Genomic DNA, 11,406 nt, shown 5'->3' with positions numbered 1-11,406 from the left:
TCCGTTGTGTTGAAAGATATGCGGTCTTTGGCAAGCCCGTCATAGGCCCAAAAGTGTCTGCAGGTTAACACCGGGAATGGATGGCCGCTGTTATTCAAGCAATAACAGGGGGGGGGGTACAGGTCAGGCGTAACGCAGCTCCATTTCATCGAGTTGATGGTCGAAACTCTTGAGGCTGGCGCTCCAGGTGTACACCAGAACCTCCAGTTCGTGATCGACCGAGGTTTCTCCCGGGGAGTTGAAAGATATATCTGAATAATCCAGCTGATATCGCTCGCGGGCCATGGCCGCCGCTACATCCGAAAGGGCGTGGGCGTGGTCGACCCATTCGCGCTCCTCAGACGCCAGCGCCTTGTCGAGTTTCAGGCATTGTAGTTTCAGGGCATCGAGGCTTTTTTCCAGCGGGGTACCGGTAAGTTCTCCCATGAACTCCTGGAAGGTGCGGCCCGGCTGCCAGTAACTGCCCCAGAAATAGCGATCGAATACGGTCTCGACGCGGCGCAGCGCGACTTTGGTGTCCCAAATCACCACGCGCGTCAGGCCCCGTTCTGTTTGCCGCTGCTGGATTTTGCGGGTTTGTACGGACGCCCAGGCCACTACCACGATGGCCATTACGGCAATCAGGGCACTGGCGCTGTCGAGGAAGATCATGGCCTTGTCGATCTGGTGCGCCAGCATGATGCCGTAGAAGTAGGTTGCCGAAAGCAGCACCAGCGCTACGACCGCGCACCAAAAACCGGGAGCATATGGATTTTTCATTATTAGTATTCCCATCAAGCACTGCCTGCGCGATGGGGAAGGACTTGAGACCCGCTAACGCCCTGAACCATCGTTGCGAAACCGCTACTTCAGAGCATAGCAACGCTGTCAGGGTTTCGCGTGTTCCGGGGCTTGCGCCTGTGCATTTTCCCAGCCGCCGCCCAGGGCCAGGAACAAGTCGATCTGGCTCATGGCAACCTGGGTATTGGCAGCCGCCAGTTGCGCTCTCACATCGGTGTAAGTACGCGTGGCCTGCAGGTCGGCAAGGAATGATTCACGCCCAGCCTGGAAGAACTGGTGGGTTTGCTCGGCAGCTGTTTTAGCCGAGTCGCCTGCCAGGGCCAGGGCATCACGACGCTCAAGCAAGGCGGTGTATTGCACGAGGCTGGTCTGGGTTTCGCGGATGGCGTTAAGCACCACACCGTCAAATTTGGCCAGCGCGCCTTGGGTCACTGCCTCGGCCTCACGAATCCGGGCCCGCGAGCCGTTGGTCGGGATGGTCCAGCTCAGCAGCGGGCCAAAGCCCCAGCGGTTGGTCGGCGCAGTGCCCAGGTTTTCCAGCAGGCCCACGGTACCGACAGTCGCGCCAATGCTGATGTCCGGATACAGCGAGCCGGTAGCGACACCGATCTGGGCAGTTGCGGCTGCCAGATGACGTTCAGCCTGACGTACGTCCGGGCGACGCTTGAGCAGCGCCGCACCGTCGCCCACGGGCAACAGTTGGGCGATGTGCGGCAGTTCTGCGCAGCTGGCAACGCCGGCAGGCAGTTGGTCGAGAGGTTTGGCAAGCAGCATCGACAGGCGGAACAACCCGGCCTGACGCAGTGCCTGGTAACGCGGAAGTTCGGCGCGCAATGATCTGAACTGGGTTTCGGAACGCGTAACCTCCGTTTCGTCGCCCCGGCCGGCATCGCGCAGACGCTGAGTCAGCTGGGTACTTTGCGATTGCAGTTGCAGCGACTCTTCAGCGATATGCTGCTCTTCGTTGGCCGCACAGACTTGCGTATAGGCGCGCACCACGTCGGCAACCACAGTGATACGGGCCGTATCAGCCGCTGCCTGGGTGGCATCGGCATTGGCCTGCGCCGCTTCGATACCCCGTTGCAATGTGCCCCACAGGTCAAACTGGTACGAGGTGCTGAGGCCAAGATCCCCCACGTTGGCCACCGGGACCTTATCGGTCAGCAGGAACGCTTCACCGGACTCCTGAAGACGCTGGGCGCCCGCCTTCACCGAGCCGCTCCATCCACCTGCCGACTGCGCCTGCTCAACTTGAGCCCGTGCACGCGACAGGTTGGCTGCAGCCACACGCAGGTCTGTATTGGAGGCCATGGCCTGGCGCACTAACTCGCTCAGTTTCGGGTCCTGGTACAGCTTCCACCAGTCAGTGGGGACTGGCGCCGACACCACATTCGCGCCCTCACCCGCCAGTTCGCCCTGCAGATCAGGACGCTGCATGGCCGAATCCTTGGGCAGATGGTAATCAGGCCCCAGCATCTGGCAGCCAGACAGCAGCAAACCCAGCCCTACGGCTGCCAGGTGGACAGCTTTCATTGCGCAGTCTCCTGCGCAGGTTTGTCTTTGGGGGAGTCCGGGATGATCGATACGGTCGCGGTACGCCCGGCGATCATGCGGAAGTCGGCTGGCACCTCATCAAACACGATGCGCACGGGAATCCGCTGTGCCAGGCGCACCCAGCTGAATGCCGGGTTGACGTTGGGCAGCAGGTTCTGGCCGCTGGTGCGGTCGCGGTCTTCGATACCCGCCACGATGCTTTCGACATGGCCGCGCAAGCGCGCATTGTCGCCGATCACGCGGATATCAACGCTCTGGCCGACATGGATGCCGTCCAGTTTGGTTTCTTCAAAATAGCCGTCGATATGGAACGAGCCGCTGTCGACAATCGACAGCACGGGCTTGCCGGCCGTGACGAACTCATTAACCCGAGGGGCACGATCGTTGACGTAGCCATCCACCGGGCTGCGCACAACGGTGCGATCCAGGTTGAGCTGGGCGCTGTCGACGGCGACTTCGGCTTCAGTCAGTGCTGACTGCGCGCGCAGTTCTCGCGACTGGCTTTCTTCCAGCTGCTCGCGGGCAACCAGATTGCCCAACCCCCGGTTACGTTTGCTTTCGCGCTGGGCCTGGGCCAGCGTCTCCTTGCGATCGGCAACCACCGCCTGGGCCTGGCGCAAGGCCAGCCGGAAACGATCCTGATCGATGATGAACAACACCTGGTCACGGGTGACCGGCTGGTTGTCACGCACATCCACTTGCTTGATCAGGCCCGACACGTCGGGGGCAATTTGCACCACATCGGCGCGGATATGTCCGTCGCGGGTCCAGGGGGCAAACATGTAATACATGGTCATGCGCCAGACCACGACGCAGGCAAACGCCACCACCAACAAGGTGAGAACGACACGGCCCAGGGTCAATAAAGGTTTTTTCATGTCATTAGATATCGACTAAACGAATCCACAACGCCGAGTAGCAAAGCGTAGAGACCGACGTTGAATAAAGCCCGGTGCCAGACCAGGCGGTAAAAGTGCACGCGCGTAAGTAGCGCGTGAACCAGCAAAAACAGTAAGTACGTAATACCCATCAACACCAGAAGCGTGGGCAGAAACACACCGCTGATATCTACGTCACCGATCATAGCGGCGCTCCGTCAATGCCATGGGCATGGGACTGTGGCATGTCGTGTTCATCAACGATGAACTCCACACCCGGTAACAGGGACAAGCGCAAGCCGCTCAAGGCGTGGAGCAGGTGCACCCGCGCTTCGCCCTCGTCTTGCAGGTCATGCACGTTCAGCGCGCGACGGGTGCGGTCCATGGTCATTTGCAGGCCATTGGGTATTGGCAGACGCTCACCGGCCTTGAGGCAGGCACTGAAGTATTCACCCACTTCACTGACCACCTGGCGTAGCAAGCGTTGCCGCTCGCCGGTTACCCGTGGCGAATAGGCCAGCAAATCCAGGAGATTAAGTGCAACTCGCAAGTCTCGCAGGGCACTGCCGGTGTCCTGCCCGGTCATCGCCAGACGCGGCAAGTGCTGCATCAGGCGATCAAGCATTTGCGCGCCCATGTGCCGGTGCTCGGCCAGGGTGGCCGGCTGGGTCAGCGAGACGATATCGCCCCAGCTGAAACGCGTCAGACGTTTGGACGCCAGCTCGGCACCGAACGGGCGGGCTATCAGGGTCCAGACGAAGGCAAACAGCAGGCCGATGGGACCGGCCAGGTTCGCGTTGATGAACATCATGAAATCTGCGTCGTAGGCACCCTGAATGCTGATAAATGAGGCGGTGTTGACGATGGTCAGCAAGGTCCCCAGATAAAAACGCGGTTGCACTGTCAGTGTGCCGACACAGATAAAGGGCACCGCGAAAGCCAGCACCAGCATCGGAAAATCGTGCAGGTTGGGCAGGATCACAAACAGGTACAGGCTGGCGAACAACACCGACAGCGAGGTCCAGAAAAAGAACCGGTAGATCTGCGGGGCCGGGTCGTCCATCGAGGCAAAAAAACTACAGGCCACGGCCGCCAGAATCACGGCGCTGGCGCCGTCGGTCCAGCCGAGCAGGATCCACAACACACAGGCAACGACAATCGCAGTGACCGTGGAAAATGCGGAGTAAAGCATCAGCCCGCGATCGAGAAAGGGGGTCAGGCGGCCCAGGCGCCAATGCCGGTAAACCGCGCGCCAGGGATCCTGGCTGCCGGTTGCAATCGCCTGTTGCAGACTGCGGCAGTCTTGCCACAAATCGATCCACTCGCCCAGCCGATAGAGCGCATTGGAGAACACCAGATGGCGTCGGTCATCCAGCGCCTCTGCACTGGGCTGCAGGAGTTCGAGCTCATGGCGCAAGGCCTTCCAGGTCTCGACCGGGGCACCTTCGCGCGTGCTGTCGAGCCAGTCCCGGGTTTTCGCGAGCAGGGGCATTATTTTGTCCACCTGCTCGGGGGTGCGACGCTCCAGGGCATAAAGTGCATCGTCCAGCGCGTCTACCACCGGCAGCAGGTTAATCATGCGCCCGCGTAGTTCTTTGGTGTTGCGTACGGTCTGCGGCAAAGCACCTTCGTGGGGCAGTTGACCGATCATCAGTTCCAGACTGTTGAAGGTCGCCACCATGGATGAGCGCAGGCCGCTGGCTTTGCTCGGCTCCACGTCGCGGGCCAGAAAGTGCTTGCTGTAGTTGGCCGCATCGTCAAACCACTTGGCAGCCGAGCCGACAAATACCGGCGCCAGACGCCGGGGCCAGAACATGCTGCCCACCACTGCGGCGCAGACAATTCCGAGCATGATTTCTTCGGTACGCGAGACAGCGATGTCGAATACGTTGAGCGGGTTGTCCACAATGGGCAACGCAATCATGGGCATGGTGTAGCCAGCAAGCATGAAGATGTAGCTGTTGGCCGTGCGCAGGTGCAGCGACAGAAACAGCAGAATGCCAGTCCAGAGCGCGATCACCAGCACCAGTAAAAACGGGGTCTGGACAAACAGCGGCACAAAGAACACGGCCGCCGCAGCCCCCAGCAATGTGCCCAGGGCACGGTAGACGGCTTTAGAACTGGTGGGGCCGACGAAGGGGCTGGAGACGATGTAGACCGTGGCCATAGCCCAATAGGGACGGGGCATTTCCATTAACAGGGCGATATACAAGGCAATCATTGAGGCGGCAAAGGTGCGCACGCCATAGAACCAGTCGCGGGCGGGCGGCATACTGCTGAAAAAACCGTTCAAGAAGCGGCTCCATCAGGCAATTGGCCGGCGGCCTCGAAAGCCTTGATTACGCGCAATGCGGCTTCCTGGTCTGCCACTGAAACCCCCGCCAGCGCTGTACGCCTGAGCTGTACAAGCTGCGCCTCAATCGACTGTACCAACGAACGCCCGGTGTCAGTCAGGCTCAGGGTTTTTGCCCGGCGATCGCTGGCGTCTTCATGACGCAGCACGTACCCGGCCTTGCACATCTGATCCAGCAAGCGCACCAGTGACGGGCTTTCCATCCCGGCGGCCTGAGCCACGGTGACCTGGCGCACGCCTTCTCCCAGACGGCCAATAATCAGCAGCGGCATGGCGCAGGCTTCGGAAATTCCGTAGTTGACCAGCGTGGCCTGGCAGACGCGACGCCAGTGGCGAGTCGCAACCACCATACCGGTGCTGATGCTCATTTGGAGTAAATCGAGAGTGTCAGGCAAGAGGCATCACATAATGTTAGTTTGCTAACTATTAATATTGCGCGGGCAATTGCTCTCAGTCAAGTGTTGCAATTTAATTCTACTTACCGGTGACCGGTTTTGTGCGCAGCATCAGATTCAATTGATCGACGACCTCTGCCCAGTCGGCATCTTCATTTATTTCATCGCGCAAGAAAGCCGCCTGGGCCGGCGTCCAGAAAAACGCCTCGTGTAACTTCAGCTCCGGTTTGAGCGGTGAGTGCGAAGAGACAAATTTCTCTATATCTGCAGGCTCGGACGGCAGGCCCAGCTGCTTGAACAATGAGGGAAGGCTATGGGTGGGTGCTTGCATCAGAGAGACTCCGGTCAGGGTGGACGCATGCGGCGCCCGCGCAGGTCAAATATAGTCGAGCCTGCGTGTCATCGACGGTTAAGTCCTGAGCTTTGTACCAACCCGGCGGAATCGGGGCAAAGTCGTCCGGTTGCACCTTGCTGCTGATTAACCAGATACGCCCCGTACCCGCAGGCAGATCCGTCAGATGGTCGACGTAGATTTTTGCGCCATTGGCGTTCACCAGCGTGCCAAAACCGTAATTGTTCGGCCGCCCTGATGAACCATCCTCCAGCGGCGGCGTGTAGAGCATGGGTACAGAACCGGTCTTGTTGTAATAGACGTAGCTGAAGTACCAGAACAGGTCACTGACGACAATTCGGTCGCCCGGCAAAAACTGCTGATTAACGTGTTCAACCAAACGGTCGAAATGATCGGCATCGCTGGTGAAGTTGCTGCGTAAACCCGCCATCTCGGTACCGACAAACAGCGTCAGCAGCATGATGGCCAATGCTCGCCGGTGTTTGAACAAACGATCGACCGCTAGCGCAACAATCAGCGGCAAGCCCAGCGCAGCAAACATCACATAGCGCTCGATGAACAGCGGCGAGACAAACGAGATGGCGTAAATGGCCAGGATCGGCAGCAGGGTGTAGATCACGATCAGCCGCGTGAATCTGTGCGGCGTTGAATCGCGCACAGCCATCCATACCGCCGCGGCAAACAGCGCAATCGGGCCCAGCCAGAACAATGGCCAGGGAAGGTTGTCGCCTTCGTCCTGAATCAGAAGCTGCCATGTCATGGCCGGCAGAGAGCGGGCATCGACCGCAGGCTCCCAGCCCACATCTCCCCCGCTCTTGAGTTCATCCATGTGTTGCATCAGGTTTAACAGCCCCGGTAGCCAGGGCAGGAACAAGAGCAAGATGCAGGTATTGGCAAGCCACCACGCAGGGCGTTTGATCAACCCACCGGTACTGCGCACGCTCAACAACAGGTACAGCCAGTGGGCGATCACGCAAAAGGCTGTGAAGTAATGGGTATAAAACGCCGCCGCCATCAGCACGCTGTAGATAACCGGGTAGCGGTTTTTATGCGGTGCTTTAACCCAGTAAACCAGGGCAATCGTCGCCCCTATCAGCCATAACCCCATGAGTGAGTACATCCTCACTTCCTGGCTATAGCGCACCGCGGTCGGTAACAACGCCAGAAGCAGGCCGGCCAGCAACGCGGCTCTTTGGGTAGCGATCAGGCGCACTAGCCACATGCCCAACAACACAGTCGCGGCACCGGGCAAGACACTGAGGGTGCGAATCGACACCAGGCTGTCGCCGAACAGCGCCATCCAGCCGTGCAACAGCATGAAGTACAACGGCGGATGCACATCATGTGCGGCGTGCAGCCAGATGCCAGCGAACGAGTAATCGCTCAGCATCAGGCTTGAGCCTTCATCACACCAGATCGCAGAAGAGGTGGAGCCATAGAAGCGCATCGCGCAGGCCAACAACAAAATGGCCCATACCCACGGCTGACGAAGCAATCTGGCCAGTAGGTTGTGAGGCGATTCAAGGACGTGAAGCATTGTTTGGTCCACACCTTTATTACTGAGTACGCCCATCCTTCACCTGCAACTGCGTATTGAGGCTGCACGTGGGCAGCTGGAACTCCGGCGATTGTAGGGCAAGGGGCAGGCGTGTGGTGGGGCCTGATACAAGAAAAGAAACTGGCACAATGAAATCACCCACTCGCAGTCGCGCTAAACTAACTCGTAACATGGTTTGACAAGGATCAGGTCAGTACCTAGCTTTTAATTGGATCCAAATTAACGTCCTGAACCGCCGTAGGTAACACCAACGTGGCTGTCAAAAACAATCCTTTAAGCAGCATCGAAGTATCCGGCCCCATACCTGCCCATTTGGCCAGATCGGTCATTGAGGAGTCCTTGCGCAACGCTATTCTCGATGGCCGGTTGCCGTGTGGCACCGCTATTCGGCAACAGGCTTTGGCGAGTTTATTCGGTGTCAGTCGCATGCCCGTTCGCGAAGCACTGCGTCAGCTTGAGGCCCAGGGTTTACTGCAAGTGGTGCAGCATAAGGGAGCGGTGGTCGCCCCTTTGATTGAAGACGACGCGCTGCAAACGTATGAGCTTCGTTTGTTGCTTGAGGCTCAAGCCTTGCGTCTGTCCCTGCCGCTGCTGACCGAGGCAGATTTTGAGACTGCAGCCGGATACATCGAGGCCCTCGAAGCCGAGACGGATTTGAGCAGGACAGGCACTCTCAATCGGCAATTTCATCAGACGCTTTACTGCAAGGCACCTAATAAGAAGTTGCTGGCGTTGATTGATGCAGGGCTTATTGAAGAGGAACGCTTTCTGCGCTTCAACTTTGAGCAGATGAACCTGGGAAAGCTCTGTCAGGATGATCACCGGGCTTTGCTGCGCCATGCCCGCTCCAGAGATATCGAGGCGTGTATCAACGAGCTGGAGCGTCATCTGCAACGCGGGGTAAACGCCATTACCCACTATCTGGACAGCCAAAAACCCAAACAGCCCTGACGTCAGAAACGCCAGGGCTGTTTGGGTGAGCGCAGGGGAGCAATGGCTCCCTGCGCGTGCGTACATCAGATCTTAAAGCTGTCGACCAACTGCTTGAGGCGGCTGGCTTGCTGCGAAAGGGCATCGCAGTCCTTGAGGGTTTCGTTGAGATTAACCACGCCTTGCTGGTTCAGCAGGTTGATCTGGTTGATGTCCACGTTCAGGGTTTCAACCACGGCGGTTTGTTCTTCGGTGGCAGCGGCAACCGACTGGTTCATGCCGTCAATTTCTTCGATGCGCTGGGTCACGCTGATCAAACGCGCACCGGCCTGGTTGGCCACCTCTACACTGTCCTCACTGGAAATCTGGCTGGCATTCATGGTGCTGACCGCTTCGCGGGAACCCACTTGCAGCGAAGTAATCATTTTATGGATTTCCTCTGCCGACTCCTGAGTGCGGTGAGCGAGGTTGCGCACTTCATCCGCCACCACGGCAAAGCCGCGACCCGCTTCGCCCGCACGCGCCGCCTCAATGGCCGCGTTGAGGGCCAACAGGTTGGTTTGCTGGGAGATCCCTTTGATCACATCAAGAATGTGCCCAATGTTGTCGGTACTGGCATTCAGGGTTTCGATTTGCTCACACGACACACTGATCTTGCGTGATAGCTCAGTCATCGCCTGGATAGTCTGCTCAACGACTTTTCGGCCATCGTCTGCCTGCTCGCTGGCACCGCTGGCGTGTTGCGAAGCATCGGCAGCGTTTCGCGCGATCTCCTGAGTGGCGGCACCCAGCTCGTTGATGGCGGCCGCAACGCTGTTGGTGCGCGCACTTTGTTCATCGGAGCCGATAATTGACGCGTTGGACGATGCCATGACGCGCTCGGATAAGTCATGAACCTGACGAGTCGCCGAGGACACTTCGCTGATCGACGCGTGAATACGCTCTACAAACTGGTTGAATGAGCTGGCCAACTCGCCAAACTCATCCTTGTTTTCAATCACCAGACGCCGGGTCAAGTCGCCTTCACCTTGGGCAATATCCTGCATGGCACGCCCCATGGTGGTGAGCGGGCGCATCAGTACCTGGATCAACAAGCTCAAAAGCAGAGCAATCGCTGCTACTGCAATAAACATGGCGATCAACGCCGAGGTGCGGAATTTAGATAGAGGGGCGTAAGCCTTTTCTTTGTCCAGCGACTGGCCGATGTACCAGTCTGCCGATGGCAAACCCGTTACCGGGGTGAAGGAGATAATCCGCTCCTGGCCATTGAGCTGCACTTCTTGAATACCCTTCTGGATTTTCAGAGCGCTGGACGGGTAGATGTCCTTCAGGTTTTTCATGACCTGATCTTTATCCGGGCTGACGATGACCTGGCCATCACCGCTGACCAAAAATGCGTAACCCAAGCCACCGGAATCCACCGAGTTAATAATTTTCACCAGGCTGTCCAGGCTCAGATCACCGCCTACCACGCCCAGCAGTTGACCGTCTTTCTTGACCGGCATGGCTATGGTCACAATCAAACCGCCAACAGCTGCCATGTAAGGCGGTGTGAGCATGGTCTTGCCGGCGCTTACGGCTTGCTTGTACCAAGGGCGCTCTCGCGGATCATAGCCCTCCGGCATTTTGGCATCGGGGCGCTGAGTGAACACTCCATTGGCTTGACCGACATACGTGAACTGGAAGTTCGACGTGAATACAGGCTGGTCGACCAACCCGGGAAGGTCAGCCTGGCTGCCTTGGTAAGCAACGTTTTGTGCAAGGCCTTCCAGCACCAGGATACGACCGCTCAACCAGTTCTGGACGCTGCTGGCTGTCAGGTTGCCCGCCTGCTGTACCGACGAATCGATATTTTGGTTGATCGTATTTCGCTGCAGATAGTCGTTGTACAAAGTGAACAACGCAAACGCCAGAACCACGACGCCTGAAGCGGCCAGAAGAATTTTATGGCTGAACTTGAGATTCATTGCATGGGACTTCTTATGCCGAAAGGTGGGATGCGTGCGGGGTGAAACATTCCGTGTAGCACTGCAGACAGCTCGTGTTGGTAGCTGTACTGAATGCACGCATTGCTCATCAGGCTGTCGGCACCGATCGAAGAAAACTTAGCGGCTTGTATCGGCTATTTTAAAAAACCGACGAAAGAGCGACCCCGCTGGCCGAGGCATGGTTAAGGGGGAGGAGATGGGGTGGTGCGAAAGGATGAGGCACGAGGAATTGCGCCGCGCAAAAAACAAAACCCCTGTCTGCATAAGCAGACAGGGGTTTCGGAATTCAATCTTGACGATGACCTACTCTCACATGGGGAAACCCCACACTACCATCGGCGATGCATCGTTTCACTGCTGAGTTCGGGATGGGATCAGGTGGTTCCAATGCTCTATGGTCGTCAAGAAATTCTGTGGCAGATCCGTTATCAAAACGTGCCTGCGAAAACTTGGGACTTCTATAAAAACAAAATCCCCGTCTGCGTGAGCAGACAGGGATTTTGGAATTTAATCTTGACGATGACCTACTCTCACATGGGGAAACCCCACACTACCATCGGCGATGCATCGTTTCACTACTGAGTTCGGGATGGGATCAGGTGGTTCCAATGCTCTATG

At 57.8% G+C, this 11,406-nt stretch carries 11 protein-coding genes, 2 rRNA genes and 1 pseudogene; 1 reads left to right on the top strand and 13 read right to left on the bottom strand.

Translation table 11 applies throughout. The features are described from left to right. Positions 1 to 123: 123 nt before the first annotated feature. The 9 genes from ACP7BO_RS13780 to ACP7BO_RS13740 all read right to left on the bottom strand — a co-directional run bounded on the left by ACP7BO_RS13780 (position 124) and on the right by ACP7BO_RS13740 (position 8,199). Entirely contained in the window at positions 124 to 759 is a 636-nt protein-coding gene (locus tag ACP7BO_RS13780; protein ID WP_060696264.1) for a hypothetical protein, read from the bottom strand. A 108-nt stretch (positions 760 to 867) separates the two neighbouring features. Beyond that, entirely contained in the window at positions 868 to 2,313 is a 1,446-nt protein-coding gene (locus ACP7BO_RS13775; protein WP_426210956.1) for an efflux transporter outer membrane subunit, read from the bottom strand. Then, positions 2,310 to 3,212: an efflux RND transporter periplasmic adaptor subunit gene (locus ACP7BO_RS13770; protein WP_060696266.1), complete on the bottom strand. Its 903-nt coding sequence runs from the start codon at positions 3,210 to 3,212 to the stop codon at positions 2,310 to 2,312. Before ACP7BO_RS13770 ends, ACP7BO_RS13775 begins: the two co-directional genes overlap by 4 nt. Further along, a complete protein-coding gene (locus ACP7BO_RS13765) occupies positions 3,209 to 3,418 on the bottom strand; it encodes a DUF1656 domain-containing protein (protein WP_060696267.1) in 210 nt (69 codons plus the stop codon). The genes ACP7BO_RS13770 and ACP7BO_RS13765 overlap by 4 nt, the downstream gene beginning before the upstream one ends. After that, positions 3,415 to 5,505: an FUSC family protein gene (locus ACP7BO_RS13760; RefSeq protein WP_426210954.1), complete on the bottom strand. Its 2,091-nt coding sequence runs from the start codon at positions 5,503 to 5,505 to the stop codon at positions 3,415 to 3,417. The genes ACP7BO_RS13765 and ACP7BO_RS13760 overlap by 4 nt, the downstream gene beginning before the upstream one ends. Further along, positions 5,502 to 5,933 (bottom strand): MarR family winged helix-turn-helix transcriptional regulator, encoded by a 432-nt coding sequence (locus ACP7BO_RS13755; protein WP_060696269.1) that lies wholly within the window; start codon positions 5,931 to 5,933, stop codon positions 5,502 to 5,504. The genes ACP7BO_RS13760 and ACP7BO_RS13755 overlap by 4 nt, the downstream gene beginning before the upstream one ends. Before the next feature lie 106 nt (positions 5,934 to 6,039). Continuing rightward, a complete protein-coding gene (locus tag ACP7BO_RS13750) occupies positions 6,040 to 6,291 on the bottom strand; it encodes a DUF2789 domain-containing protein (protein WP_426210951.1) in 252 nt (83 codons plus the stop codon). After that, positions 6,272 to 7,849 (bottom strand): glycosyltransferase family 39 protein, encoded by a 1,578-nt coding sequence (locus ACP7BO_RS13745; protein ID WP_426210950.1) that lies wholly within the window; start codon positions 7,847 to 7,849, stop codon positions 6,272 to 6,274. Before ACP7BO_RS13745 ends, ACP7BO_RS13750 begins: the two co-directional genes overlap by 20 nt. Before the next feature lie 218 nt (positions 7,850 to 8,067). Then, positions 8,068 to 8,199: a hypothetical protein gene (locus ACP7BO_RS13740; RefSeq protein WP_290439346.1), complete on the bottom strand. Its 132-nt coding sequence runs from the start codon at positions 8,197 to 8,199 to the stop codon at positions 8,068 to 8,070. On the opposite strand from ACP7BO_RS13740, the gene ACP7BO_RS13735 reads away from it, so the two are divergent. Then, the gene (locus tag ACP7BO_RS13735; RefSeq protein WP_426211394.1) at positions 8,183 to 8,821 is read left to right on the top strand and encodes a GntR family transcriptional regulator; all 639 of its coding nucleotides are present in this window, start codon (positions 8,183 to 8,185) and stop codon (positions 8,819 to 8,821) included. The two genes, ACP7BO_RS13740 and ACP7BO_RS13735, sit on opposite strands and share 17 nt — an antisense overlap. A 65-nt stretch (positions 8,822 to 8,886) precedes the next feature. On the opposite strand, the gene ACP7BO_RS13730 is transcribed toward ACP7BO_RS13735, so the two are convergent. The 4 genes and pseudogenes from ACP7BO_RS13730 to rrf (ACP7BO_RS13715) form a co-directional block, all read right to left on the bottom strand. Then, a complete protein-coding gene (locus ACP7BO_RS13730) occupies positions 8,887 to 9,672 on the bottom strand; it encodes a methyl-accepting chemotaxis protein (protein WP_397457334.1) in 786 nt (261 codons plus the stop codon). Positions 9,673 to 9,741: 69 nt separating this feature from the next. Further along, positions 9,742 to 10,767: pseudogene (locus tag ACP7BO_RS13725) on the bottom strand (HAMP domain-containing protein); the annotation flags it as partial. 311 nt (positions 10,768 to 11,078) lie between these two features. Further along, positions 11,079 to 11,194 (bottom strand): 5S ribosomal RNA (rrf, locus tag ACP7BO_RS13720). Positions 11,195 to 11,299: 105 nt separating this feature from the next. Then, positions 11,300 to 11,406: ribosomal RNA gene (gene rrf, locus ACP7BO_RS13715) — 5S ribosomal RNA — on the bottom strand; the annotation flags it as partial.

The organism is Pseudomonas sp. TWR2-1-1, assembly GCF_049897045.1.
Taxonomy (GTDB): domain Bacteria; phylum Pseudomonadota; class Gammaproteobacteria; order Pseudomonadales; family Pseudomonadaceae; genus Aquipseudomonas; species Aquipseudomonas versuta.
This window is presented reverse-complemented; position numbering and strand designations above follow the sequence as displayed.